Origin of the sequence: Pseudomonas putida (genome assembly GCF_001941965.1) — a bacterium.
GTDB lineage: Bacteria > Pseudomonadota > Gammaproteobacteria > Pseudomonadales > Pseudomonadaceae > Aquipseudomonas > Aquipseudomonas putida_L.
In genome coordinates, this window is sequence record NZ_MKZO01000031.1 from 37,136 (window position 1) to 61,340 (window position 24,205).

Genomic DNA, 24,205 nt, shown 5'->3' on the forward strand with positions numbered 1-24,205 from the left:
GTTATGCCCCAGCGGGCGGTTGGTCCGCGACACCGCGGTAAGTCAAGCTGGTCGGGACCGTGTAGGTCGCCGTCTCGGTGATGGTTGGTCCTTGGTCAACTGGCTCGGTGACCAGGCCTTCGAAACCGTTGCGACTGAGCGCCGAATCAACCCGGAAGAGGCTCGAAAGCTCATCGACCAGGGTCTCCGCGGTTGCCAGTGGCTGGCCCGCAGGGCAGACGATGCTCACTTGGTAGACACCGGTGTACTCATAGGCCTCGCCGCCCAGGTAGCGGCAGGTGGTGCCCGCCGGCAGTTGGAATGCTTGCAGATAGGTTTCGTCGGGCCCGGCTTCGAATCCTTGCTCGAAGTTCGCGACCCGGATCGGGCGCGCCGAGGCCCAGGCCATCAATTTGATCTCGATGGCCTGCCTGGCACGTGCTTGGCTCATACGCTGTTGTTCCTGATGGCTTCGTCGACGATGCGCTGGAAGTTGGCCAGGGTCACCCTGACCATGCCGGCCGGCGCCTGGGTTGAATGTCCATATTCCAATGGAACCGCGTATACCAAGTTGTTCACGATGTACGCGGTCTGGCCGATGGTGAGCGCCTGCACCTGGGTAATGAGTGCGGTAATAGCCTCGCTGCCCGACGGGTCTATTCGGTCGAGCTCCTCGGTCGCCGGCGAATCGATGGAGAACTGCCAGTTGCCGCGGAACCGTCCGCCGACGTAGCCCTGGCCCGCTACCAATCCATTGGTGGCGAAGTTCTGCTCGCGCTCGGTCTTGGTCAGGGGCTTGGCGTACTTCACGCCTTTGCGCAGATTGCCGGCCTTGGTGAAGTTGTCCTGGTTCAGGTTGATCAGAGTGTTGCGTACCGCGACCTTGAAGTCGTAGTCATCGGCAGCCTTGTTGGCCTTGGCCCGATGGGCCACGTTGGCCGCCCACAGCTCCGGATTACCGACCGGCGACATGCGGATCACGCTGCTGCCGATCTCGATCACAATCTCGCGGAAGGTGGCGTCCAGGGCTTGCTCCGCCTGCTCGGCGAATGCCCGTATTGCTTCAGCAAAGCCGCCCTGCTGCCCGCCGTACCGCTGGGCCATGTGTGAGCCGCGCGCCATATCACTTCCTCAGCTGAATAGTCCAGGTCGCCTGGGCCGGGTCCTCGGACACGTTCAGGGCGCGGTATCCGCTAACTTGGTCGCCGATCTTGGGAGTGGCCGTGGTCTCGGACGGAGATCCGTCCACTGCCAAAACCAGCTCGTTCTGGAGCATCAGAAGTTTCACGTCCTCTGTTTGGATGCGTGTGCCGTCGATCTCCTTGGCTAAGTAGCTGCCGAACACCCCGCGCCCGGTGTAATGGATGGTCGACGCTGGCACCGTTCCGCCGATCTCCGGGTCATATCCGCCCTTAATGGTCCGACTGCCCGCTACTGGTCGCACGGCATCAGCTAGGCCGTCAGGATCATCAAACGCTTCCGCCAGGTCGGCCTGGATCTCTTCGCGCATGCCCATAGGTCAAATCCTCTTGAGCATCACGGTGCCTGAGCGGCGCATCCATGGGGCAACCAGATCGAGGGCGAAGTTCTCGCCAGTGGATCTATCGACGGAGCCCGCAACATAGGTCTTACTGGTCGACGTGCCAGACTGGGCCGAGACTGTCTTGCTCTGGATCTCGCGCTGAGTGTCCTTGTACAACTTTCCCTCGGCCGCAAGTTTCGCGACCTGAGCGCCGGCGGTGGTGATTGCGTCCGGCACCGGCTCTGGCACTGCTCGCTTGATCTTGGCCGTGAGCCAAGCATTCGCCATGGTAACGGCGAGGACTGCATCACCGTCACCTGCCCAGCCCTGCCCGAGCTTCTGGTCGACGTCAGCGACGGTGATGAAGTCGGTCATGGCTTATTCCTTCGACGGGATCAGGGCCTGCAAATCGGGCTTGTTGAGGGCGGAGTCGAAGGTGATGCCCTGGGCGGTCAGCCACTCCTTGAGCTCCGGCACCTTCATTTTGTGAGGGTCGGTCTCGTCGCCGCCCTCTTCCTCGATCGCCTTGTCGATCTCAGCCTGGCAGCTTACCGGGGCATAGCCGTTCGGCGGGTAGGCCGACGCCTTATAGCCCTCCGCAACCCACTGAGCGACGGTTGGACCGTCCAGGCGCAGGCCTTCCTCGATCTCGCTCACGCTGATGCCCTGGCGCTGGTACGCCTCGCCGATGTGCGGAGCATCGCCCTGCACGGACACCGACGTTGCGCCGTCGATCACGCCGAAGAACTGATCCAGGCGGCGATAGCAGGTGCCGCGCTCGCTGCCCGGGGTGTTGGTGTAGATGACTTTCATGCTGATCTCCTGCGCAGGGCGCCAGGCCGACGCCCCGCATCATGGGGTCAAGGGGTGGCGGTGCCGCTGATGACGGCGGCGAACGGAACCTGCTTGCGGTCGAAGACGCGCTTCCAGTTGGCTGCCGACGCGTACTGGACAGCGGTCGGGCTCAGGTTGAGGTTCTCGCTGCCCTGCCAGCTGAAACCGGCCGGCTGGAGGATGTAGGTCTTGCGCTCCCACAGGACCTCGGCACCGCCACCATTGCCGCCGCCGGGCTTGCGCTCCAGCTCTTCAGGCTTGTTGGGGCTACCAACGCCGTAGCCGAAAGCACCTTGGCCGAAGAACAGCGAGAGGAACTGGCCAGGCGCGTAGGTCAGGGCGTCATCCATGAACACCGGCTTGCCCAGGTAGGTAGCCAGGATGATCTTGCCCTGCGAGTCCCGCAGGTATTCGATCATGTCCTGCTTGACCATCTGGTTCATGACCACCGAGTGCACGCCGATCGCGCCGAACATGTCGGCCGCATCGCCTGCGGTGAAGGCAGCGTCCTGGAAGGCATTGGCGCTGATCGAGGCACCCGCATCCTTGACCATGTCGCCGCCGTTCTGGGCGATGTTGGCTGCGATGATGCCGCGGCCGGCGCCCATCAGGTAACGCTGCCACTGACGGGTCCAGTAGGTGCCGAAACGGTTGCGGACGTGCTGCATCGGTTCGGAGTTAGCCAGCTCGGCAGTCAGGTCGGATACGCCGTAGCCCTTGTTGAGATACAGGGTTCGAGCACGCATACTGCCCTGCTCGGCCTTGCCGACAGCGCCCTGGTCATCAGGGTCATCGTTGGAGATGTTCGGCGCCTCGTCGGCGTCGAGATCCTGCCAGTAGCTGATCTCGGAAGTGCCCTGGCCGTTCTTGGCAATGTTATCCAGGGTGGCCGAGCGGGTGATGATGCCCGACTCGTAAACGGCGGTCTTTTCTGGAGAGTTCACCGGCTCCAGGGTGCTGTAGTAGTCGGTAACGAAGATGTCCGACAGTTGGGTAGATGCCATGGGTTAGGTCCCTCGGGTGGCTTGAAGTTTTTTGTACGCTTCAGGGTTGTCACGGGCGATCGCAGCGCGCTCCGCCTCGGTGTACTCGCCCCATTTCTTCGTGGCCTTGCCACCGTTGTCGCCGGTCTGCCCGGCACCCTGCGCCCTTGGCCACAGGTGGGAAGCGGTTTCGCGCAGCGATTCCGCCCATTCGAGGGGAGACAGCGGGGTCTTGCCGTCCTTCCCGTACACGACTTCGCCGGCACGGTCGGTGGCAACGGGCTCGCCGTCTTCGCTCAATTTGAAGGTGCCGCGGGCGCGAAGGATGATGTCCTCGGCAGCCTCGGGCAGCGCGCCGGCCTTAATGGCGGCAGCGCGGATGGAGTCAGCCAGCACCTTGTCGCTGTACTTGGCAGCAAAGGCTTCGGCCTTGTCAGCGCGCTCGTTGGCGGCTTTCACCTGCTTGTCCAGGTCGGTGCGCAGGCGTTCAGTGCGGCGGCTGATGACCTCGTCCAGCTTGCCCTCGGCGATCAGCTTGGTCTCTTCATCTTGGCCGGCTTTGGCCAGCAGGCCTTTGACCGCGTCGATGTCCAGGCCATCGAACTGCCCTTTCAGCTTGTCCAGCTCGGTCTTGATGGTCTTGTTGGAGCCGATCAGCTCCTGATTCTTGGCCTTGAGGCCAGAGACCTCGCTGTCAAGGTACTTCTGTACGTCGCCACTCAGGGCCGCTTTCAGCGCGGCGGTTTGGGCTTCGTCGAGGGTGAGGCCGTGGGCGGCCGGGTCAAAGTCAAAAGGCATGTGGCTATCCCCTTGGGACTGATGGGCCCGCCTTGCGGGCATAAAAAAACCCGCCGAAGCGGGTTTTTGTTGAAGCTGCTATCAGGTGGGGCTGTACTTATCGTTAGAGTCCAACTTGGTCCCATCCTGTAGAACAAATCTTCCGATGCCATGCACGGATCGGTTGAATTGGACCGGTTGCTCCATTCGATCGACCACGCGCAGCATGTTGCTGAGAGTTTCGTCAGTGTTAGCGTACTCTACGCGCAGGTGATGGATGTTTCCGTCGGAGTCATTGGCTTTGAACGGGATATACATTGTGGGACCTCAAAAGGTTGGATCCAATAGGCTACAACCTTGCCATCTCGAAGGCCAGCGGCGCCAGCTCCTTCAGCTGGTCCAGCGTCAGTGGCTTGAAGTTCTTGTCCAGCTGCAAGGCGGCGAAGCGCTCGGCCGTCAGCCCGCCATCGCGGAACAGCTTGCCCCGCACCGGCCCCAGCGCAGCGTCCTGGAACGCCGCAGGCTGCGTTTTAAGCCATTGGTAGTAGCTGAGGCTTGCCGAGACCTGCCCGCCACCGCCTGCTCCAACGGCCGCCCGCGTAGCGCCTTGCCCGAACAGCGCCGACAACCTGGTAATCGGCGTGATGGTGGTCCGGCAGTGGATGTGGAACGGAGGCACCGGCCCCTTGCCCATCTCGAACTCGCGACCATCGAGGCTCCGACACTGCGCGCTGGTCTTCCGGTCCAGGGTGGCGACGATCCGATAGCCAGGTACCACCTCGGCATTCGCCTTGAGCGTTTCCATGCGCGCCGTGGTGGCCACATGCTGGACTGCGGTCTGGACGACTGCCCGGGCGCTCCGGTTCGTGACGGCCAGCACGCCATCGGTGAAGTTCTGCGCCGCAGTGCCGCGCACGGCCTGGGTGATCTCGGCGTTGGTCTGGCCCTGGACGACCCCCATTCGAATGGTGTTGGTTACCCTGTCCGCTTCGATGCGCGTCCATCCATTCAGGAATGGCTTGAGCAGCTTGCCGCCATCTACCCCGGCCACCTGCAGGGGCTGCGTGTTGATCGCCGCCCTGAGCAGCGAGTCCGCCGGCATGACCGCGTCAATCAGCAGCGCCTTCGCCAGGCTGCGCCCCTCGAATGCAGCTTCGTATTGCGCGATGTCGACGAGGTCAGACTGCATCCGGTCGCTGAAGGCCTTGTAGATCTCCAGAAGCTTGCCGCCCACCCGTCCGAGAAACTCCTCAAGCCGGCTCCGGCCATAGGTGGTCAGTTCTTTGCGGGTGAGCTGGTCGCGAACATGGGTGTCAGCGCGGCGCAGGTAGGTCTCGAACTTCTTGACCTCGCCGGCTTTGAGCCGCTCAAGCAGCACCGAGTGGCGGCTGACCTGCTCCAGCAGCTTCTCGTCCGCCGTTTGCTCCGGTTTCGTCGTCATCGTCTTTGTCCAGATTGACGCCCGCGCCGTGCTCGTCGCCGATCAGTTCAGCCTCTTCGTCGTAGGGGCGCTCGGGCAGCTTGCCAGTGGTGAGGTACTGCCAGTAAGTCTCGGCGCTGATGGTGCCGGCCATGACACTCTTCTGCAGCTCTGCCAGGACCTGGGCGTTGACCTCTGGGATCACGAACTCGGGCTTGACCGTGAAGACGACGTCGTCCGGGTCGTAGCCTGTCCACTCCGCCGCATACCGCAGGGCCTGCTCGATCGCGGCCGCAGCAGTGATGACAATGCTGTGCAGCGTGGCGTGCTGGTCGTTCTGCCGGGTCTTGCGGGCCTCACCCGATTCCGTGCCGGACACGTCCATGACCTTGGCGCCAGCCTCAAGGGCTGCGTTCTTCTGGTCTTCCATCGCCGTGCGGACGGCCTGGATGCCAGCGCCCTGGAACTCCAAGTAGCCGCACGACCCGCTGGGGCCCAAGTCCCAGGCTGCCGACGGGCCAGTGACGCTGAGCTCAACGCTCTCGTCTAGGCCGGACACCCACGGCTGCGGGTGGCTGGTCTGGTGCAGCGCCGTGAAGTAGTCGGCGCTGAGCTGGTACGACTTCAGCGCCGCCCGGGCCATGGTCAGCAACGGGATCTCGTCCACGTCCGGGGAGTTGTCGGTGGATCCGCAGTAGATGACCGGGATGTAGTCCAGGCCGCGCACCAGGTTGTTACTGCCATCGACGGTACCCAGCGGGCGGTCGTCCTCGATCAGCTCGCCAGCCTCGTTGCGCACACCTGTGCGGCAGACCGCTCCGTCCATGTAGAACTCGCGGTAAACCGTCTCACATTCGTGGCTGTAGCGGTCCTGCTCCTTGCGCCGGAACTCGCGGAAGACGGACAGCACCAGGTCCTGACGGCCACCCTGATCGGCGGTATCCCAGTTGATGGCGTTGCGTACTGCGTAGGTGGCGAAGTACGGCTGGCCGGCATCGTCGATGTTGACCACCAGCGGCACTCGGCCGTGGGATATGGCCTGACGCACGATTCGCAGGAACAGCTGGGTCAGCCCGAAGCCGTCGGCCGTAGCGTTGTCCTCCAGACCCTTCAGGCCCGCAGGCAGCTTCACCTCGGGGATCAGCCGCGAGACCAGGCCCATCATCGAACGCAGCGAATCCCGCACCCAATGCTCGTACTGCGCCCGAGCAGTGTAGTTCTGGTACAGGTAGGCATTGGCCTGGCCATCGAGCTTCTCCGCCTCGACCATGCCACTGGGCTTGGGCAGGTTGCGCGGACTGCGCTTGATAGCGCCCTCGCCCTCCAGGGCGTCGTCCATCATCCGCCACTCTTCGATGTGAGCGTCGTAGTCTGGGTTGCTGGATTGAACAGGCATTACGCCAAACCTCCGATGCGGCGGGTGCCGGCGGACTGAGTCTTGATCGGGAACCGCTTGGCGATGAAGTAGCCCGCGGCGTCGTTCATATGGTCGTGCCCCTTCTTCGGATCCTTGTCCGGCTCACCCTTGTCGGTGTAGGTCTGCCGCTCCAGGCACTGGGTCAGCTGCGGGCATTGGTCAATGTTGACCTTCAGGCGCCGCTCCCCGTAGGTATTGAGGAACATGGAGTTGACCGCGTTTATGCGATCCTTGACGCCGGGGTTCTGCGAGTCGACCACCACAGTGAAGCCGGCCTTCTTGAGCAGGGACAGGTCCGATTCACTGGCGTTCTTGCTGCTGGTGTTCTGCCCGCTGGCGTCGGGGTACACGGAGACGCTGTGGCCGGAGAAGCGAACCTTGATCTTCTCGATCATCTCGGGCGTATCCCGGACCGAGTGGAACTCATCCAGCGCCAGCGGCAGGCCGTCCCGGACCACGTACACGACCGCAGCCATCTTCATGACGTTGAAGTCCATGCCGATGTGCACCGCCTCGCCCGGCTTGACGCGCTCGCTGGTGCGGCACTCGGCCCGATCAAAGGTGTAGTACACCACCCCGGCGTAGTTCTCGAACCCGGCCTCATACTCCTGGCGGAATGTTCGTGGGTCCATCTTGCGGCGGGCGGCATCCAACTCATCGGCCGGGACGTTGCCGCCCTGCAGCGAGGTGTACTGCCAGCTCTTGTGGTCCGGCTCGCCGCCCGGCTGCCCGTCGCGATAGGTGTCGTAGCAGTGGTTGAACCCTTTCGGCGTACCGATCCGCAGCGCATGCCCGCCCTTTCTCGACTCCCCGGTCTGGGGGATCGTGTACTGGCAGGTCGAGAGCATTGGCCTGAGCACTTCTTCCCAGGCTGCCCACGGGCAGTCCGCCCACTCGTCCACCAGGACGAAGAACAGGCCGGAGCCCCGCAAGTTGTCGTAGTTGTCCAGGCCGACCACACGCATGATGTGCCCGGACTTCAGTGTGATCGAGCACTCGGTCTCGTTCGGCCGGGTCGCGCGCCACGCTTCAGGGATGGCCTGCTTCAGCCGGCGCCAGAAGACCCGCTTGGCCTGCTTGAACGTCGGCGCGCCGTACCAGATCTCGTCCTCGACGCTCACACCCCACTCCGCAGCCAACCGGGCCGCGCGGCGCATCTCCGCCTTACCGAGGAAGGTCTTGCCGAATCGACGCCCGCACACCGCATCACGAAAGCGCGCCTCAGGCTGAAAGCCCCAGACGTAGATGTTCGCCTGCTTCGGCGTCAACTTTACCGGCGGGTCATAGGTACGGGGTAGTCGGGACACCTTCGTCTGGCTCCAGCTTGTACTCAGCAACTGCGTGCTGCTGGTCCGCCTGGGAGCCCAGGGGCTTGTCGGGTTCGATCTTGCGGTTGACGTACATGTCGCCGCATTCCTTGGCGGCCTGCTCCAGCAGTTGGGCAGTCAGCGCCATATTCCTCATGCTCTCGGCCTTCTCAGCCATCCGACCCAAGGCACGCAATCTAAATGCACGATTGGCGATTGGGATCTCCGCCGTCTCCTCCCGGAAGCGCTTGCGAGTGTCCTCGAACAAGGTCCGCCACTTAGCTGCCAGGTTGGCTCCGGCGCGCTTGGTCGGGTCGTGTTGCTCCACCTGCTGGCGGGTCACATCGATGTCAAACTCTTGCTTTACAGCTTGTGAGACCTGGGTGGGCGTGTCGAAGCACGCTAAAGCCTGAACGATGAAGGCTTTCACATCGCTTTTCAGGGCTGCCATAGATTGGGTTCCGTCTCATGCCTGTCTCACATCAGGCCGACTTGAGCAGACAGGTTCCGCAGGCCCTCGAAATGTTGATCTTGGCCACCTCGGGCGACCGGCTTGCAGCGTCGATCAGCTGCTGTACGTCATCGCTGGCACCGTAGCGGCGAACCACCCCGACGAACTCTTCTACGTCGTGGCCGCGCAGGTAGAGCTTGGGCATACCGTCTTGGGTGAACTTGGGGGCGCCGTACTCATCAGTCGCCTGGGCTATGTGGTACAGCTCGTGTTCGACCAGGGCGCAGAACTCAGCGTCGGTGCACTGGGCGCAGTAGTCGGCTGCCAGCGTGATGAGGTAGGTCGGCTCCTCACCGAACCACTGGCGCATCTGCTGCTCTTGCCGGGCCTTCTGCCATCCACCGGCGCGGAACATCAGCTGTTCGGCTTGCCCCAGAACCACCCGCCCCTGCTTAGCGAACCCTGTCGATGCCCAGAGCACGCCGATGTTGGCGTCAATCAGATGGGCATGCTCAGGGTTATGGATGCTTCCGGTGTCAGCGAGGATCTCGCGCTGTATCCACCCCCATACCTCGGGAGCCGGGCGAAGCACGAGCTGCAGTGACTCGAGCAGGTCAACCGGTGGTAATGGTCTAACCAAAGTGCTTGTCCTCCAGCCGGTTGTGGCAGCAACTTCCAACATGAGGCAATCTTCCGGAGCCCATTAATCAGATAAGGATTTCACTAATGCCATTTCCACCGAAGGAACGTGCTGCACTATTGGAGCTCAAGGGCGTAGGGCCAACGGTCATTACCCGGCTTGAGCAGATGGGAATTGAATCCCTGTCTGAGCTAAGCAGGGCCAGCGTTAACGACATCCTGATCCGGGCATCTGCCGCATTGGGTTCGACATGCTGGAGAAATAGCCCTCAAGCAAAAGCAGCAATTACCGCCGCCGTCGACTTTGCGAAAAGCTCACTTAGCGAATAGCGCAGCATCACTTGATCACCATCCTGTGCGTCTCGGCATGGGCATGCCCGTGCAGGATGGCGACGATCAGGCCCTGAGGCAGCCCGGCTTCCTTGGCTGAATCAATCGCCTTGATCAGCGCTGAATCGAGCTCATTGGTTGCGGCAGCCACATCGGACGAGAGCGGCAAGGCGTGTTGGAGGCGAGTGATATTCGTCATAGGATCTCCGCGCCACGAACGGCGCCTGCTTGGAATGTGGCGCGACTACGGCGATACCCGATTGAGGGCCTCGTCCGCCTTATCGGCTGCCTGGTTGGCGGTCGTTGCGGCCTTGGATGCCTTGGCTGCGGCGTTCTCCGCCTTCCAGGTCAGTTCATCCAGGCGCTGGTCGCGCTCAGCCATGGCAGCGTCATAGGCTTCGCGGATCTGCTTTACCTGGTTGGCCTGGGTGCTGGTCATGGCCCAGTAGGCCGACTGCCAGCCCAGCACCGCTCCACCGCTGACCAGCAGTGCGGCAATGATCCAGACCTCTGCTCGGCGCCACCAGCGGCGGGCGATGAATTCAAGTGCGCATCTGTCCATCAGGAAGCACCTCCCAGCTTTCCGCGCAGACGGGCGATCTCATCGCTTTGCGCGGCTACACGCTCGTTGAGCTGGCCGACCTGGCTGGACAGGGCTTCGATCTTCCCCTCCAGGCGCCCCACTGTCGCTACCAGGTCATTTCGCTCCTTGGCGAACTGGTCAGCACGGGCCTCGGCCTCTTTCCGGGCCCCGCGCTCGATGTCGAGCAGCTCGTTCAGACGCCGGACGACACCAATGTCGGCGGTCTCCATCGCCCTGTCGGTGGCATCCCGGGATAGCCACTTGCGCAGCCAGAGGAAGCCACCCAGCAATACAGTGCCCGTGCCGCCCAGCCAGGTGGCTGTGCCTGGGCCGAGGTCGGTCGGGTCCATCCAAGATCTCCAGAAATGAAAAAGCCCGCACAAGGCGGGCAACGGGAGCTACGCAGAAAATGTTAAATCTGGTGGCTGTAGAAGAGGGAGTACGACTCGATGCCGTCGTTCGGCTGCTTGATACCAGCGTTGGAGTAGTGAACCGCTCGGATACCAACCTTCTGCGTCTCGCCGATCTTCAAGCCCGCACCGATGCGGTCTTCGAAGTTGAAGGCCGAACCAAAGTCCTGGTCACCTGCAGATGTACCAGAGAAGACCGCAAGGCCGATGCCAGCCTCAACGAATGGCTTCACGTTACCGCTGCCGAATTCATAAACAAAGACCGGGGAGAAGGACAGCGAATGCGCACCACCAGAAGCATCGCCTGCTTCCCAGTAGGTGTAACCTGCATCCCAGTAGCCAGTTAGGCGCCCGGTGCTCGACTCGAGCCAGGTTTTATCCCAGTTGAAGCCAAGGCCTATGCGGGCAGTGATGCCACCTTGGCCAGTTGCGCCGATGGCGCCAGAGAGTTCGGCCGCGCCAGCTGAGGCGGCAAAGAGGCTGAAAATCGCCGCAGCGATACATGTTTTCATGATCACGGTCTTCCATGGTTGTTTGTTAGCAAGCTATCAGAAGCAAAGTGAGATCAAAACGTTCAGCACCTTTGAACCACTTTTTTGGCGTCTATGCCGCGAGGTTTGGCTGTTATAGCGATCAGCGGCGAAGATGCTTGAAATAGCCGTGGTAGACAACCGCATGCGCTTTCCTACGGGCAACAAAAAACCCGACACGATGGCCGGGTTATGTGTGCCACTCCTCAACACGCGCAGGAATGACAGGATGGTGATAATTTCGCTCAATCGCTCACCGGTGTCAACAGCCAATTACGCGGCGTGACTCATGAGCAACCCTTCTGCTTCCAGAATGCGCTGAACCTCCCCTAGCGCTTCTGCCACCAGCTCGTTCAACCTCTCGTTGATATCTGCCCTCCAGCGCCGCCGGGTGGACTCAGGTGCGGCATCCAGATCCCATGTGTTCATGTCGTAGAAACTGTCGGGCAGGATGATCACATCTTCCTCCACGGCCTCGACGCGCTTCTTGCCAGCGACTCCAGCAGCAACCGCGGCCCTGATGAGGGCCTCTCGACGCCATGCCGGAGTATCCAGTGGAATGTCCACAGATACCGCCTTGGCACCCTTTCGCGATGCCCCTGGTAGCTTAGGAATGGCCCAGGCCGTGACTGCCTTGAACACGAACAGTGGCTTGGCGGGGCTCGGGATCAACGGCTTCACCGCAGCGATCGCCTTGACCTTCATTGCTTTGCTGGTGCCGTACTTCGCCACCAAGGCGTCCCAGTGACGCGGGATCAGCTGGTGGTGAATGCGCGCCGCCAACCAGTAGTCGACTTGGGTTCGGTCCAGATCTCCACTGGTGGACGACAGCGAAGCGAGGCAGCCGCCCTCCTCCTCGTTCGGGTTGTAAAGCTTCTGCCAGGCCTGGCCCTTCGCCGCGCCTTTCTCACCTGCCGCCAGGGCGGCAACCACTGCTCCGGATACACTCGAGTAGATCATGCTGCTGCCCTCCTAAGGTCCTTAAGTTTTTGCCTGTACAGCGCCTTGATGGCCTGCAGGTCTTCGATGGTCAGGCGCTGGGGCTTATGAGGCCCTTCTAGCCAGTCGACCTGGTGGGCGCCGATACGCTTCACCAGGCGGATGCGGTACTCGATCGCGTTACCCGACAGGTTCCGGTTGCACTTGACGCACTGCCGGTGGACGTTAAGCGGCTCGAAGCGCAGCTCCGGGCAAGCGCCTACCGACCGGTAATGGCCGGCATCCCAACGGCTGCCGGTGATGAGGTCTTGGTCGCTTGGGAGCGAGTCGCAGCTGATGCATGGCAGGCCAGCGTCTCGCTCGCGGATGTACGCGTTGAACACCTTCTGTGCTTCGGCTATATGCTCGCGCCGATCCTTGAGCTTCTCCCGTCTCTCCTTGAGGTCTTCCCGGGCCTGCCTGGTGATGGCCTTAGCCGCGATCTTCTGGAGCTTCGGGTCTTTGGCTATGGCTCGGGCGCAAGCGATGCTGCACACCTTCTGGGTGCTCATGGTTGGCCTGAAGGGCTTTCCACAACCTGGCGCCCTGCACTTCTTCGGCTTGATCTCCTTGGCAAGGATCATGCGGCCTCCTCCCCTAGCAGATCGCCGAAGAACACGCCTTTGGCTGTGAACTCGACAGCGATGCGATCGGTGTACATGCAACCCTGCTCGCGATTGAATAGGCGAGTCACCGGGAACCCGTCGGGACCGAACATGGCGCAAGCGCCCATCCAGCGGAGCTTGATCTCGTACGGCAGGTGCAGCAGCGCCAGGTTGTAGCCTTCACGGAATTCGGCGCTGACCGAGCGCATGATCGGCACACCGTGGTGAAGTTTGCAGTACCGGCGGACGTCCTCCACATCACCCATCTCGGTGGACTTCGCGATCCGGTCGTACATCGCGAACCAAAGAGCGTTCTGGTCCAGGGTGCGGTCCTTGCCCGGGCGCATGCTGACCACGACGAACTTCTTGTCGCGGAACATGCGGGTGAGCATGGTCACGGCCTCGGACAGCTTGGCCTGGCTATTGACGCTGATCTTTTCAGTCACGATTCGGCTCCTTCACCCAGCGGCGCATCGATAGGTCGCAACCCATAGTCAGGCAGACGCCATTGGCCATGCCGCGGTGTGTGGCGCGCCGGCGGCAGCCACAGCCGCAACGGCGGCGAGACTTTGCGTCGACGGGCTCGTGATACCGGATCTGGCCCGGCAGGCCGCCGATCTGGCCCCAGCCACCCATGCCTCCGCGCATTGCTGCGGACCTGGCTGCAGGCGACATGCTGTTCAGGATGATCATTGCTTCACCTTCAGGCCCTTGGCCTCGATTGCCTCACGAGCCTTGCGCTTGCGTAGGTATATTTCGACCCGGCGGCGCTGGGCCTCTTTGCGACGGGCTTGGTCCTTCCGGATATTGCTCGCCGAGAGAATTGCGCGGACCTGGTCCAGCCTTGCGCGAAGCTCAGGCGACACCTGCGGGCGCACCTCGCCGGTGAGCAAGCCAGCGATGGCCTGCCCTTCGCTGGTGATCGGTTCCAGGCGAAGGTCAGCCAGATACCGGGTTCCGGTTTCGTGGCTGATTAACTGCGAACGAACCGCACCCTCGATCGCGGTGACTCGCCGTTGGGGGTCGCATCCCAGAGAAACCTCCCACTTCACCGGCTCAGCCTCGGAGCGCGCGAAGGTCACCAAGCGCTCATAGGCACTCATGAACGCCATCCTCGCTCCGACCTTGTCCCCGGCGCGAAGGATCGGGCTCGAAGCGGACATGGCCTGGCGGATCTCCGGAGTGAGCACCACGGTTTCGAACTCGTCGCTCGCGGAGAGCGCGATGGACCAGGCCTCGTCTTTCCCAGGGCGACCGTCAGCAGCCTGGATGCGCTGCAGGATCGCCCCCATGGTCAGCCTGCTCGTCAGCTCCCGGCGGCAGGCCTTGAGCGCAGCGGCGACGACATCCGGAGGGAAGTCAGCCAGGTCGTCGGCCATGACTTCGGCTGCCGTCGGCGTGACGGTTTGCCCCAAAGCCTCGGCGGTTGCGCAGATGGCCAGGGCGAGACGGGCGATCTGGTCAGGTGCCATGCGGTTAGAGGAACTCATTCGACTGACCTCCGGCGCGGTCCATGATTCGCTGCGCGGCCTCGAGGCCGGCGTTCAGGTTGGCTTGGGTCTGCTCCAGTTGACGGGCCGTCGTCGAATTCATCTGGCGGTTGGTCGCCCACTGGGTGTGGTAGGCCTCAGCCCTCGCAAGCAAGTCGCCAAGTCCATGGCAGCCGTTGATGAGCTTGGAGTCGTTGATGCCTACGAAGAAAGCAGCGACGTGGTGCGCGACAGCGACGCCCAAGCGGTCGACGAGTTGACCCATCTGTCCTGCGACCCGAGCGTTCCATACTGGCCAGGCGTCATAGCGCTTGCGGTAGGCCATCGCGTAGTTGGCCCAGGACTTGTAGGTCTTGCAGGATGGATCTTTCGGGCCCGGCATGTCGGCTGGGATTTCACACCGTGGCGTCTCGACCGGAACGACCGCCAGCACGGCAGGTTGCTGCGGCGCAGCCGGAGCGTCCTGCAAATTGTGACTGGTACCCTGATTGGTACCATGATCACTGGTATCCTGATTTGTCGGAGATTTTTCCGACCTTGGATCGGAATTTTTTCCGACCTCGCTCGGAGATTTTTCCGACCCTGATCGGATTTTTTTCCGACCTACCACCTCGGATTTTTTTCCGACCCTCGCCTTCTTAGAGGTCGGAAATTTTTCCGACCCATCTTGCTTTCGGTTCCACTCCTTCCCTTTCGCGGTCAGCCTGATCAGCGTGACGCTGGAAGTGCTCGATAGTTCGATCAAGCCGACTTCGCTCAGCGCCTTCAAGAGGCGGTACGCAGTGTCAGGCTTGTCGGTCAGCAGCGGCAGTTCCTCGATGATCTTCGCTTTGCTGAGGGTGTAGAAAATCCCTGCGTCAGTCTTCATCGAGTTCGCCCAGCTGGGTACCTCGTAGACAAACGCGAAGAGCAACGCCTGCTGGGAGTTGAGCCCCCACTCGAGCGCCTTCGCCTGGTTGATCGTGACGGTGTATTGCATGTCAGCCCTTCTTCGCTGACGGCGCCAGCTGGAAGGACGCTTGGCTGAAAGGATGTGCACGGGTATGCATGATTTCCCCCGTAACGCTGCGGTAGATAGCTGCCTGCTTTGGGCAGCAGTAGATGCCCGCTCTCCGGGCTTATCAGGGCCTGGTCAGGCCCTGCGCTGGAACGGCGTAACCGTCCCCCTCGCATTTCGAGGTTTTGTTCGGCTGGCCAGCTCTCGATCAATCAACTCGGCAGCAAGCGCTTCCGGGGTTACCCCCCTTCTCTTCGCTTCTCGCTCAAGCAATTCCATCGAGCCCGGATCCAGACCGAATTGTTCGGTCGGCATAGGGCCTCCTCGCGGCCTTCAGGCTGCGGTCTGATCGCCGGTATTCTCCGAAGCCAGGGCAGCCAGCTGCGCTTCGAGCAGTTCGCGGCACAGCACGGCACGCTGGGTGCGGTGGTACGCGGCAAGCGCTTGGATCAAATTGAACGTGTCCTCATCGACCCGGACCTTGATCTCGCGGTCATGCAGGTGCTTGGGGTTGGCGTACATGCAGGAAAGGCTCCTTTTCTGGGTAATGGGTTAAGCGGCTGTCTTCTTGAGGGCCACTTGGCATGGGAACGGGCGGATCTCTTCGGCACTGAAGCTCCCGTCTGCGTTTTCCGTGACGAAAACAACCCGGCCAACGCGGATAGCTTTGCTCAAGGCGCCCTGGGTCATCCCAAGAAGCGCTGCGGCTTCTGCTTGTCCGCGCTGACTGGCGAACTGCGTGATGTGTACTCGGCTCATGGGGTTCTCCATGGGTTTCTCTTCTCCGAATATTACCTATGGCATTTTTAAAATTCAATGCCATCGGCGTTTGTCGTGTATTACCGCTAGGAATACGATTCGCCGCATGAAAAAACGCGCGCTCTCCGAAGACCGAAAAGCTGAATGCCTTCGCTTGAAGGCAATCTTCAATTCGAAGAAGAAAGACCTGGGCCTGACCCAGGAAAAGCTGGCTCACCAGCTGGAAATGAATCAGAGCTCCGTCAGTCACTACCTGAACGGTGTCAACCCGCTAAACGCGCAGGTCGCGGCGGCGTTCTCGCGCATCCTGAAAGTGCCTGTGCGTGATTTCAGTGAGCGGTTGGCAGATGAGATTGAGGGAATTGCGGCTGCCGCATCGATCGTCTCGAAAGCTGTGCCTGCCCTGGCCAATGCGACGATGCTCGGCCCGATCTCCGTTTGGGACGACGAAACCCCGCTGGACGACGACGAGGTCTACGTGCCGTTCCTTAAGGAAGTTGAGCTGTCCGCAGGATCCGGACGCACCGTTATAGAGAAATCGAGCAGCAGGAAACTCCGCTTCGGCAAACAGACCCTGCGCAACCAGGGCGTACAGTTCGACCAGGCCGTGTGCGTGACTGTGCATGGCAACAGCATGGAGCCTGTGCTCCCGGACGGCAGCACAGTCGGTGTCGACCGCGCATGCACTGCGGTGAAGGACGGGAAGATGTATGCGATCGATCATGGCGGCGAGCTGCGGGTAAAGACGCTTTACCGGATGCCGGGCGGCGGTCTGCGCTTCCGCAGCTTCAATCAGGACGAGCATCCCGATGAGGAGTACTCGGCTGAAGAGTTAGCCGAGAAGAACATCAGCGTACTGGGCAAGGTGTTCTGGTACTCGGTCCTGCTCTGATCGCCGCCCTGTTGAGGAAACGTAGGAATGAGAAGGTGCACGGGATTGGAGTAGCCGAGAGTAAGGAGCGTCCGCCCAGGCAGTAACCAGAATCTGCCAATTGGTGCAGATTGAGGAGAATTGTTTGGTGGGGCATAAGGGGGGGGGGAAGTGAACACGGATGCGTCGCGAAGGCCAGGAGCAAGCCTGGCCACCTCGCGGGCTCACACCTCGATAAGTAGCTCGTCATACTCACCGGCGGCCAGGGCATCTTCATCGTATTCGTAGCCCAGCGACTCTATCTTCTTGCGTTTTTTATACAGACCCAGTTCCTGCCGAGCATGACTTACCGCCTCTTCCTTGATGTAATCCTCGTAGCCGCTGAATACTGGGTAGTCGTTAAATATAAGGAGCGCGTCAAGCTTTGCGTGCAGGGAATCCATAGTCATGGGTTTCCTCGTAAGCGCAGTGCTCTCTGCGTATAGCATGAACTGCTCGGATAGGAGGTGCAGACGGTACAGTTCTTCGTTGTTTAGATAGTTTTTGCCTATCTTGGCCTCCTCAAAAGTTGGCGAGCCACTCCTTATAGACTGCATCCCCATGTTTTCTGACTTGTGGTTTGCCCGATCCAGAATCAACTTCGAGCTCGTCATGCCAGTAACTGCATGATGGAATTTGTCTTGTAAAAGGGCGTAAAAGCTTCTGACAGTCTTCGAGGTCGGGTCGTAGTCAGATGAGCAGATTTTGAAGCACTCTCTAACCTTCGCGTAGACCTGCCTCTCTTCTGACCTTAGGGCCCGAACTGCAGCGGCTAGCTTGTTCAACTTATCAGGCGATTCGCGTAACGCCTTCTCGTTGATTACATAACCTTGCTCGATGAATGCCTTGAGTGTCTTAGTCGCCCACTGACGGAATTTTATGGCCCGCTTGGCATTTACTCGATAGCCAACGGACAGAATCATGTCAAGGTTGTAGTGCGCTACGTCCTGGCGGACAACCTCACGACCACCCTCAATTTGAACTGAGGCAAATTTTGCCTTAGTTGAGGATTTCTCTAGTTCCTCGTCGGCGTAGATATTTCGGATGTGTTTGCGAGCGTTTGACACGTCCACGCCAAACAAATCTGCAATATTTTGGCTGGTAGCCCAGATTGATTGGTCCTCAGATTCAAAACGAAGGCTAACCTCTGCGCCTTCATCACTGAAAAGTACTGCACCCTCCAGGATTTCAGGGTCGTCACTACCGCGCCTGTCCTTTGACATCATTTCACTCCGCATGTAGGTGCCTAAGTCGGCAAAGAGACATTCTGCCATCGATAGCAAAAATTTGTGCGGGACTGGTGACGGCTGTCCTGCTTCGATCTCTCGGGCTAGCATCCGCAGGCCGCCTCGGCATTCTGTTTCATGCCTTAACGTCTTCTTCAAACCATGTCCTACAAAGTGAGCTCGCTCCTTGTGGAAATCCCTTTGCCCGCCTCCCTGCAGGCTTTTCTTTGCCTGGATGATCTTGATCGGCAGTGCACTTTCCTAACTCTAGCCTGCGTGATGGCGGGTGGCCGGGGTGGTACGATGTCAATTTCTCAGGACGAGCAAAATGCGCAAGCCCCTTCTAGCTACTCTGTTCACTTCCCTCCTCTGGTCAACCGTGGCTCCCGCTGAGCCGACTTATATCGAAAAGATGACTGGCCTTCCCGCAATCTGCAGCATTGATGCGATTGAGCAGCAGACCAAGGTTTGGGGTGCAGAAAGAAAGTATGGCGAGGGCAGCAAGCCCTGGTCGGAGGCCTTCCATCACCGCCTAGATGTGGTCCGGGTCTGCGTAGATGACGCCAAGAGCAAAGGAAAAGCCTTATACAAGGCCGAGACTGATCGGTTGCCACAGCTGAAATCAGAGCTGGCCAACATGTACGTCTCGTGGCTCGGTTATTTGGACCACCTGATTGATGACGACCGCGACGCCTACCTACGCGTATACGAGCACTCAGCAAATCAGCTGAAAGCACAGATCGATTCTATGTAACCGCCACGCCACCCCCGAAGAGCCCGCCTAGCGCGGGCTTTTTTGTGCGCGCTCGAAAAATATTACCAGTGGCATTGACAGATAAATAATGCCATTGGTAATGTTAACCCCATCGAGGCGCTACACAGCCCCTCGGGAGGCCCTCAAGCCTCGCCGCTCTTTATCACTGATGGGAACCTCGCGGATCGATCCCGGCAACGGCACAGCGCGAGCAATAAATTCGATCCCCATGCCAGCTCTGGAACTGGTGAACAGACCGCATTGCCTCTACCGGCGACCGGCGCCAGACAGCCCCGAAAGGCTGCCCACGACAGGGAGAACCTTGTACGGCTGACGAAGGCGAAATGCCTGAACCGAGTGAATGACCTGGTATGCGATGCGCCCCGCTGAGCCCGGCGGTAAATGGGCGATTTCACTGGCTGGCCTTCGCTGAGGGCCAGACGGGAAATCAACCGAACAGAGGTATGGGACATGAAGCTTGCAGAATTGGAAAGACAGCGAATCAGCCTTACCGCGCTGATCGGCGAAGAAAACGATCGACACAAGAAGCAAATGGACAACCTGAGCAAGGATCTGGCAGAAACGAACCGGCTGATCGCGGCATCGGCCGACGGCCTTGACCTGGACGCGCTGAAGATTGCCGAGTCGGTGCTTGAGGTTCGTGGCTCCTACGATAAGGCCGGCAACGACAGGGCTTTCGCACTTCAGAAGGCTGTCGACGATCTCGCCAATGGCGCGGCCGCGCTGAAGAGGACGTACTTCGGCACCAAGAGCTACGCGCACTGGAACGGCCAATTTGTTGAATGCAGCTACGGCATGGCGCCATCCCATGGCAGCGTGATCTTCTCCATCGGAATCCGTCGAAGCGAACTCGGCCGGGATCTTTCGGAAAGTGAAATCGAAGCATCCCTGTACTACCTGCGAAATCTACAGCGCATCCAAGCGGCATCCGTACAAACAGCCGCCTGAACAACCAGCGCCACGTCAGCCTGACGTTAACTGCCCGATTCACCTGGCCCCCCATCACCAGGCTGCATCGGTGTGTGACCCGGCAAGGCCGCTTGATCAGCGGCGAGGGCTACACCGGTTGACGCGGTTCGAATCCGCGAGCCGGGTTACACACCAATGCAGCCCATCAACTGGAAGTTAATTGCATGGCCAAATCGTTCAAGCAAATGATCAAGGATGGCGAGGTGCGGCGCGCCGACGCCATGAAGGTGCAGCTCGAAGACCTTCATGAAGAGTCGGGCTTCAACCTGCGCATCGAAGGCGAAGCGCTCGAAGCAAGCATCGACGCTCTGGCCGAGTTCATCGCCAACGGCGGTCAGATCCCGGCCCTTGAAGTTCGACCTCGGGCAGAAGGTGGCGTGTGGATCGTTGACGGTCACCGTCGGCGGCGCGCCCTGATCAAGCTGGACAAGGCTGGTCGCCTACCTCGTACGCCGAACAAAGACGATCCAAGCATCCTTGAAGCCTGGGTCGCCGTCACCGCATTCGAAGGCAGCGACGCAGATCGCGTGGCTCGGATCATCAGCAGTCAGGAGAACGAGAAGCTCTCCCCGCTCGAACTGGCCGAGGGCTACAAACGGCTCAGGGCGTTCGGCTGGACCGTGGACCAGATCGCGAAAAAGGTCGGCAAGACTCGTCAGCATGTCGAGCAGGTCGTTACCGTCGGCAATGCAAACACCGACGTACAGAGCCTGGTCGCCGCCGGCCAAGTATCAGCAACAACTGCCGCTCAGGTAGTCAGGGCGCACGGAGACAAAGCCGGCAAGGTGCTTGGAGCCGAGCTCCAGAAGGCTCAAGCCAAAGGGAAGACCAAGGTGACCACCGGCACTATGCGCGGGCCGTCGATTTCCCGGCCGAAGCTTGAGGCCATTCACGCTGCAGCCGATGCACTGCTCCTGGCTATCCCTCAGGACAACGCTCTAGGCCTCCCTACCGACCAATTGCAGGCACTCCGGGATGCAGTAGCTGCCGCTGGTTCTCCACCACGCAATTGAATTGCACTCCCCCTTTACGCAGGCGAATCCGGTGCCCTAACAGGCCAGACCAGATGCATCCCGGGTAGCGCCGGGCGCCTGCCCCATCTCCCCTTCACCTTAGACCGCATTGGCAGGTACCAAGCCAGCATTTCACGGCTGGGTTTGGTCACCCGCGCTTGGTGCCTGACCAATGCGGTCCCTCCCTGGAGGCAACATGAACGCAGCTCTGCAGTCCGCTCAGCACGAATGGGACAACCGCCAGCCGGACGAGCCAGATGACGGTGAGGCTGAACGCATCTGGATCGACAACGCTACGGAGGATCTGCTGCGCGGCGTCGGCGTGGAATTCAAGCGCCACGTGCATCCCAAGCAAAGCGTGACTTTCGAACAGTTTGCCGGGGCGGTTGACGAGCACCTGAGCACCTTACTGCTCTGGTCCGCCGAGAGCGGCTCTGTTCTGGGTCGCCTCTACCTGGCTGCCCGCGCCGGCTGGAAATCTGAAGGCCAGGCCGCTGCCGCTGAAATCCTGGATGACGACGACAAGCTTCGGGAACTTGCCCGCACGCTGCTGGAGCCGCTTGCCAAGGACGCCCTCATCGCTGAAGCCGAGGCTGCGGAATGAGCCCCTACGTCCTCATCGACCAGCAGCTCGAAGCCCTCGCTCATCCAAGTAGCCCAGTCAACTTCGCCGCCACCATTCAGCGTCAGCTGGTAGAGATGATGAAGGACGAGCGCATCACGATTGAAGAATTCGAACACTACTGCGGGCGCCTCAACAAGACCATCGAACGGCGCCAGGAGGCTGCATGACTACGCCAGTTGTGAAATCGCTCATCGACGAGCAGCTCGAAGAAGCCAAGGCCGCTCAGGTCCGCGGCACCTTGCAACTCCCGGTCGGAATGCGCGTCGCTGACCTGCCCTACCCGATCAAGGCCGATTGGCTGAAGCGCCGGCCCATCAACCTGGGTCGCCGACAGTGACCTCTTTCCAGCGTGCCCGCTGAATCGCCACCTGGCGCGGCTCGTTCTTCGCAATCACCTTCTTTGCACTCTGGATGCTGCTGAGCTCGCTAGCTGGCGGCATCACTTCCTGAATCACACCCGAGCACGGCGGGCCCTTCGGGGATAACCGTACCCATTTGGCAGCGTAAGCCGGCAAGAGCGCGCAACCATCACCGGCAGCCAGGGCGTGGGCCAGCATACCTCCGTGCTTGCGTGACCTGGCATTCCCCATCAATCGACAGCGCCAACCAGGCGAGAGGTACAGCAATGTCCACCGACAACATGCGCATCTGGAGCCTGGTCGAAAAGACCAACACCCAGTTCACGAAAAAGGCTGAGGTCAACGGCCAGAGCATCACCAGCCTGAACGGCACCGCCATGGTGATGAAGGCCACCGAGATGTTCGGTCCGATTGGCATCGGCTGGGGTTACAAGATCCTTGAAGAGCGCTTCGATGAAGGTCACGAAATATTCGCTGGCGAAGGCGAAAAACGCATCTGCCTGGGCCGCGAGATCGGCCACACCATCAGGATCTCCCTCTGGTTCATACAGAACGGCCAGCGCGGGGAAGTCGAGCAGTACGGCTGCACGCGCTACCAGTACAAGACCCGCTACGGCATGACAACCGACGGCGAGGCCCCGAAGAAATCGCTAACCGACGCAGTCAAGAAGGCCCTCTCCATGTTGGGCTTCAGCGCCGATGTGTTCCTCGGAATGTTCGATGACCAAAACTACGTTCAGCAACTGCAGGCGGAGGAAGCCATCGAGTCGGCCGAGGACCGCCAGGTGGAGGTTGAACGCCAGCAAGCAGAGCGCCTGACCTTCATCAAAAACACGATTGAAACGATGAAAACCGCGCTCACCCCGCAGGAGCGCAAGAAGATTCATGACCACGCAGTACGCAGGCTCATCGGTCGAAGAGACGAACGAGGCGCCGCACGAATTTCACTGGAACTCAAAAACCTGGAAGCAGGCAAAACCGGAGAGGAAGCAGCATGACCCAACTCTACAAGCTGACTGGCCAGATGGCTGAACTGGCCGCAATGTGCGACACGGATGACGAAGGCCTGAAGCAAGCCATTCAAGACACCATGGCCGGCATCCAGGGTGAGTTCGAAGACAAGGCCGATAGCATCGTCATGCTCCGCCGGAACATCGAAGGCGATATCGGCGCCATCACTGCCGAGATCGATCGCCTGACCGAGTTGAAGCGCATCAAGACCAACAGCGTTGTGCAGATGACCGATTACCTGCGCCGGAACATGGAGGCCGCCGATATGAAAACGATCAAGCGCCCCCTGTTCACGATCAGCCTCGCGATAGGCAAGGAGAAAGTGATCGTCGACAACGAACAGGCAGTGCCGGACGAGCTGACGTCGGTAGTTACCAAAATCGCACCGGACAAGAACGCCATTGCAGCCAAGCTGAAAGCGAATCGCGAACACAACGAGTCCGTCCGCAAACGAATGGCAGCCGGCGAAGACTGCGAGCACGAACTGATTCCTGAGCCGACCTGGGCCCATCTGGAGCGTGGCGAGAGCTCGATCCGTATCAAGTGAGGTAATCATGAGCAACAACTACATCCTCGCCGGCGCCGAGCGCCAGGCCCAACTGGAGGCAGCGAAAGCTGCCTTCTTCGCATCTGGACGTCAGATCACCCAACTCGGCGACTGCGCAGCCGTCCCACCACCTGCCCGTAGCCAGAACATCGATCCTGAGACAGTGCTGGTGCGCAAGCGCAAACGCCTGACCACCTACGATCGACTGAGGCTTCGGGAAATGGCGGATACCTATGAGTAAGCGCAAGCCTCATAACCTCCGGGTGCGCATCGAGCGATCCTGCCGCGCCCTCCTCGCCACCAACCACGTTGCAGCTGTCAACATCGACCCGAGCGGCCAGCAGATACTGATGAACTGGAAGAGCTGCAAGCAGATCCGCAGCCGCCAGATCGTCGATGCCATCTGCGATATCGCGCACCGGTGGACGATCTACCTCAGCGTGATGTGCCAGAAGCCGAACGGCGAGCAGTACTGCAAATCGATGGAGGTGGCTCCCCAGGGCAACTACCTGGCTTCGCACCTAACGGATGTCATCGAGGCGACCTACACCGAACTGCGCACCCAGGCCAACCCCAACCATCTGGTGGCATCCGGCTGGATTGCCATCCCCACCGATACCACGCTCGACGAGCAGCAGGCAGCCAAGGTGTTTGCCGCGGCCGGAGCCTGGGTCCAGCAGAAAGCAGCATGAGCAAGATTTCCAACCGCGTCCGGCACGGACGGCGCCAGCAGTTCATTCATCTGCCGCCCAGCGGCAT

Annotated in this window: 38 protein-coding genes; 12 read left to right on the plus strand and 26 right to left on the minus strand. The window is 60.6% G+C overall.

The window, feature by feature from the left end; all coding sequences use genetic code 11:
• Position 1 precedes the first annotated feature (1 nt).
• From PSEMO_RS18220 to PSEMO_RS18280, 12 genes are all read right to left on the minus strand, one after another.
• Positions 2–430 (minus strand): phage tail terminator-like protein, encoded by a 429-nt coding sequence (locus PSEMO_RS18220; RefSeq protein ID WP_075804367.1) that lies wholly within the window; start codon positions 428–430, stop codon positions 2–4.
• Positions 427–1,101 (minus strand): hypothetical protein, encoded by a 675-nt coding sequence (locus PSEMO_RS18225; RefSeq protein ID WP_075804368.1) that lies wholly within the window; start codon positions 1,099–1,101, stop codon positions 427–429. Before PSEMO_RS18225 ends, PSEMO_RS18220 begins: the two co-directional genes overlap by 4 nt.
• Position 1,102: 1 nt before the next feature.
• Positions 1,103–1,495 carry a hypothetical protein gene (locus tag PSEMO_RS18230; protein ID WP_075804369.1) on the minus strand — a complete coding sequence of 131 codons (393 nt, stop codon included), beginning with the start codon at positions 1,493–1,495 and terminating at the stop codon, positions 1,103–1,105.
• A gap of 3 nt (positions 1,496–1,498) precedes the next feature.
• Positions 1,499–1,876 carry a hypothetical protein gene (locus PSEMO_RS18235; RefSeq protein ID WP_075804370.1) on the minus strand — a complete coding sequence of 126 codons (378 nt, stop codon included), beginning with the start codon at positions 1,874–1,876 and terminating at the stop codon, positions 1,499–1,501.
• A 3-nt stretch (positions 1,877–1,879) separates the two neighbouring features.
• Positions 1,880–2,314 carry a HeH/LEM domain-containing protein gene (locus tag PSEMO_RS18240; protein WP_075804371.1) on the minus strand — a complete coding sequence of 145 codons (435 nt, stop codon included), beginning with the start codon at positions 2,312–2,314 and terminating at the stop codon, positions 1,880–1,882.
• A gap of 47 nt (positions 2,315–2,361) precedes the next feature.
• On the minus strand, positions 2,362–3,339 hold the full coding sequence (locus tag PSEMO_RS18245; protein WP_075804372.1) for a major capsid protein: 978 nt from the start codon (positions 3,337–3,339) through the stop codon (positions 2,362–2,364).
• A gap of 3 nt (positions 3,340–3,342) precedes the next feature.
• Positions 3,343–4,116: a hypothetical protein gene (locus tag PSEMO_RS18250; protein WP_075804373.1), complete on the minus strand. Its 774-nt coding sequence runs from the start codon at positions 4,114–4,116 to the stop codon at positions 3,343–3,345.
• Between the two features lie 328 nt (positions 4,117–4,444).
• On the minus strand, positions 4,445–5,536 hold the full coding sequence (locus PSEMO_RS18260) for a minor capsid protein (RefSeq protein ID WP_081430277.1): 1,092 nt from the start codon (positions 5,534–5,536) through the stop codon (positions 4,445–4,447).
• Positions 5,463–6,911, minus strand: coding sequence for a DUF4055 domain-containing protein (locus tag PSEMO_RS18265; RefSeq protein ID WP_075804375.1), 1,449 nt, complete (start codon positions 6,909–6,911; stop codon positions 5,463–5,465). The genes PSEMO_RS18260 and PSEMO_RS18265 overlap by 74 nt, the downstream gene beginning before the upstream one ends.
• The gene (locus PSEMO_RS18270) at positions 6,911–8,239 is read right to left on the minus strand and encodes a phage terminase large subunit family protein (protein WP_075804376.1); all 1,329 of its coding nucleotides are present in this window, start codon (positions 8,237–8,239) and stop codon (positions 6,911–6,913) included. The genes PSEMO_RS18265 and PSEMO_RS18270 overlap by 1 nt, the downstream gene beginning before the upstream one ends.
• Positions 8,214–8,690, minus strand: coding sequence for a DUF2280 domain-containing protein (locus tag PSEMO_RS18275; protein ID WP_009397127.1), 477 nt, complete (start codon positions 8,688–8,690; stop codon positions 8,214–8,216). Before PSEMO_RS18275 ends, PSEMO_RS18270 begins: the two co-directional genes overlap by 26 nt.
• A gap of 31 nt (positions 8,691–8,721) precedes the next feature.
• Positions 8,722–9,372, minus strand: coding sequence for a putative metallopeptidase (locus tag PSEMO_RS18280; RefSeq protein WP_075804377.1), 651 nt, complete (start codon positions 9,370–9,372; stop codon positions 8,722–8,724).
• Between the two features lie 44 nt (positions 9,373–9,416).
• Here PSEMO_RS18280 and PSEMO_RS33870 point away from each other — a divergent pair, with 44 nt between their 5' ends.
• On the plus strand, positions 9,417–9,659 hold the full coding sequence (locus PSEMO_RS33870; protein ID WP_075804378.1) for a Pathogenicity locus: 243 nt from the start codon (positions 9,417–9,419) through the stop codon (positions 9,657–9,659).
• A gap of 7 nt (positions 9,660–9,666) precedes the next feature.
• On the opposite strand, the gene PSEMO_RS18290 is transcribed toward PSEMO_RS33870, so the two are convergent.
• From PSEMO_RS18290 to PSEMO_RS18350, 13 genes are all read right to left on the minus strand, one after another.
• Positions 9,667–9,858: a hypothetical protein gene (locus PSEMO_RS18290; RefSeq protein WP_075804379.1), complete on the minus strand. Its 192-nt coding sequence runs from the start codon at positions 9,856–9,858 to the stop codon at positions 9,667–9,669.
• Between the two features lie 45 nt (positions 9,859–9,903).
• Entirely contained in the window at positions 9,904–10,221 is a 318-nt protein-coding gene (locus tag PSEMO_RS18295) for a hypothetical protein (protein WP_075804380.1), read from the minus strand.
• Complete coding sequence (locus PSEMO_RS18300; RefSeq protein WP_075804381.1) at positions 10,221–10,592, minus strand: chemotaxis protein; 372 nt, start codon at positions 10,590–10,592, stop codon at positions 10,221–10,223. Before PSEMO_RS18300 ends, PSEMO_RS18295 begins: the two co-directional genes overlap by 1 nt.
• Before the next feature lie 62 nt (positions 10,593–10,654).
• Positions 10,655–11,164 carry an acyloxyacyl hydrolase gene (locus tag PSEMO_RS18305; protein ID WP_075804382.1) on the minus strand — a complete coding sequence of 170 codons (510 nt, stop codon included), beginning with the start codon at positions 11,162–11,164 and terminating at the stop codon, positions 10,655–10,657.
• 291 nt (positions 11,165–11,455) lie between these two features.
• A complete protein-coding gene (locus PSEMO_RS18310) occupies positions 11,456–12,142 on the minus strand; it encodes a hypothetical protein (protein WP_075804383.1) in 687 nt (228 codons plus the stop codon).
• Positions 12,139–12,741: a recombination protein NinG gene (locus PSEMO_RS18315; protein ID WP_178392019.1), complete on the minus strand. Its 603-nt coding sequence runs from the start codon at positions 12,739–12,741 to the stop codon at positions 12,139–12,141. The genes PSEMO_RS18310 and PSEMO_RS18315 overlap by 4 nt, the downstream gene beginning before the upstream one ends.
• Entirely contained in the window at positions 12,741–13,211 is a 471-nt protein-coding gene (locus PSEMO_RS18320; RefSeq protein WP_075804385.1) for a hypothetical protein, read from the minus strand. Before PSEMO_RS18320 ends, PSEMO_RS18315 begins: the two co-directional genes overlap by 1 nt.
• Entirely contained in the window at positions 13,204–13,458 is a 255-nt protein-coding gene (locus PSEMO_RS18325) for a hypothetical protein (protein ID WP_075804386.1), read from the minus strand. Before PSEMO_RS18325 ends, PSEMO_RS18320 begins: the two co-directional genes overlap by 8 nt.
• Positions 13,455–14,255, minus strand: a complete 801-nt coding sequence (locus PSEMO_RS18330) for a hypothetical protein (protein WP_256721157.1) — start codon at positions 14,253–14,255, stop codon at positions 13,455–13,457. Before PSEMO_RS18330 ends, PSEMO_RS18325 begins: the two co-directional genes overlap by 4 nt.
• Entirely contained in the window at positions 14,242–15,234 is a 993-nt protein-coding gene (locus tag PSEMO_RS18335) for a phage replication protein (RefSeq protein WP_075804388.1), read from the minus strand. The genes PSEMO_RS18330 and PSEMO_RS18335 overlap by 14 nt, the downstream gene beginning before the upstream one ends.
• A 153-nt stretch (positions 15,235–15,387) precedes the next feature.
• A complete protein-coding gene (locus tag PSEMO_RS18340) occupies positions 15,388–15,567 on the minus strand; it encodes a hypothetical protein (protein WP_075804389.1) in 180 nt (59 codons plus the stop codon).
• Positions 15,568–15,585: 18 nt separating this feature from the next.
• On the minus strand, positions 15,586–15,774 hold the full coding sequence (locus tag PSEMO_RS18345; RefSeq protein WP_004573832.1) for a hypothetical protein: 189 nt from the start codon (positions 15,772–15,774) through the stop codon (positions 15,586–15,588).
• A gap of 30 nt (positions 15,775–15,804) precedes the next feature.
• Positions 15,805–16,011, minus strand: coding sequence for a Cro/CI family transcriptional regulator (locus PSEMO_RS18350; RefSeq protein ID WP_075804414.1), 207 nt, complete (start codon positions 16,009–16,011; stop codon positions 15,805–15,807).
• 106 nt (positions 16,012–16,117) lie between these two features.
• Here PSEMO_RS18350 and PSEMO_RS18355 point away from each other — a divergent pair, with 106 nt between their 5' ends.
• Positions 16,118–16,903 carry a LexA family transcriptional regulator gene (locus PSEMO_RS18355; protein WP_075804390.1) on the plus strand — a complete coding sequence of 262 codons (786 nt, stop codon included), beginning with the start codon at positions 16,118–16,120 and terminating at the stop codon, positions 16,901–16,903.
• Between the two features lie 203 nt (positions 16,904–17,106).
• Here PSEMO_RS18355 and rhuM read toward each other — a convergent pair whose 3' ends face one another.
• Entirely contained in the window at positions 17,107–18,306 is a 1,200-nt protein-coding gene (gene rhuM, locus PSEMO_RS18360; RefSeq protein ID WP_256721158.1) for a RhuM family protein, read from the minus strand.
• A 169-nt stretch (positions 18,307–18,475) separates the two neighbouring features.
• On the opposite strand from rhuM, the gene PSEMO_RS18365 reads away from it, so the two are divergent.
• The 10 genes from PSEMO_RS18365 to PSEMO_RS18405 all read left to right on the plus strand — a co-directional run bounded on the left by PSEMO_RS18365 (position 18,476) and on the right by PSEMO_RS18405 (position 24,138).
• Positions 18,476–18,901 carry a hypothetical protein gene (locus tag PSEMO_RS18365; protein WP_075804391.1) on the plus strand — a complete coding sequence of 142 codons (426 nt, stop codon included), beginning with the start codon at positions 18,476–18,478 and terminating at the stop codon, positions 18,899–18,901.
• A gap of 471 nt (positions 18,902–19,372) precedes the next feature.
• Positions 19,373–19,870, plus strand: a complete 498-nt coding sequence (locus PSEMO_RS18370) for a hypothetical protein (protein ID WP_075804392.1) — start codon at positions 19,373–19,375, stop codon at positions 19,868–19,870.
• Positions 19,871–20,055: 185 nt separating this feature from the next.
• Complete coding sequence (locus tag PSEMO_RS18375; protein WP_075804393.1) at positions 20,056–20,904, plus strand: ParB/RepB/Spo0J family partition protein; 849 nt, start codon at positions 20,056–20,058, stop codon at positions 20,902–20,904.
• Positions 20,905–21,100: 196 nt separating this feature from the next.
• A complete protein-coding gene (locus PSEMO_RS18380; protein ID WP_075804394.1) occupies positions 21,101–21,508 on the plus strand; it encodes a hypothetical protein in 408 nt (135 codons plus the stop codon).
• Positions 21,505–21,696 carry a hypothetical protein gene (locus PSEMO_RS18385; RefSeq protein WP_075804395.1) on the plus strand — a complete coding sequence of 64 codons (192 nt, stop codon included), beginning with the start codon at positions 21,505–21,507 and terminating at the stop codon, positions 21,694–21,696. The genes PSEMO_RS18380 and PSEMO_RS18385 overlap by 4 nt, the downstream gene beginning before the upstream one ends.
• The gene (locus tag PSEMO_RS33540) at positions 21,693–21,866 is read left to right on the plus strand and encodes a hypothetical protein (RefSeq protein ID WP_037059616.1); all 174 of its coding nucleotides are present in this window, start codon (positions 21,693–21,695) and stop codon (positions 21,864–21,866) included. Before PSEMO_RS18385 ends, PSEMO_RS33540 begins: the two co-directional genes overlap by 4 nt.
• A 288-nt stretch (positions 21,867–22,154) precedes the next feature.
• Positions 22,155–22,886 (plus strand): hypothetical protein, encoded by a 732-nt coding sequence (locus tag PSEMO_RS18390; RefSeq protein WP_075804396.1) that lies wholly within the window; start codon positions 22,155–22,157, stop codon positions 22,884–22,886.
• Positions 22,883–23,446 carry a siphovirus Gp157 family protein gene (locus PSEMO_RS18395; RefSeq protein WP_075804397.1) on the plus strand — a complete coding sequence of 188 codons (564 nt, stop codon included), beginning with the start codon at positions 22,883–22,885 and terminating at the stop codon, positions 23,444–23,446. The genes PSEMO_RS18390 and PSEMO_RS18395 overlap by 4 nt, the downstream gene beginning before the upstream one ends.
• 7 nt (positions 23,447–23,453) lie before the next feature.
• A complete protein-coding gene (locus PSEMO_RS18400) occupies positions 23,454–23,687 on the plus strand; it encodes a hypothetical protein (protein WP_081430278.1) in 234 nt (77 codons plus the stop codon).
• Positions 23,680–24,138 carry a hypothetical protein gene (locus PSEMO_RS18405; protein ID WP_075804398.1) on the plus strand — a complete coding sequence of 153 codons (459 nt, stop codon included), beginning with the start codon at positions 23,680–23,682 and terminating at the stop codon, positions 24,136–24,138. The genes PSEMO_RS18400 and PSEMO_RS18405 overlap by 8 nt, the downstream gene beginning before the upstream one ends.
• Positions 24,139–24,205 lie beyond the last annotated feature (67 nt).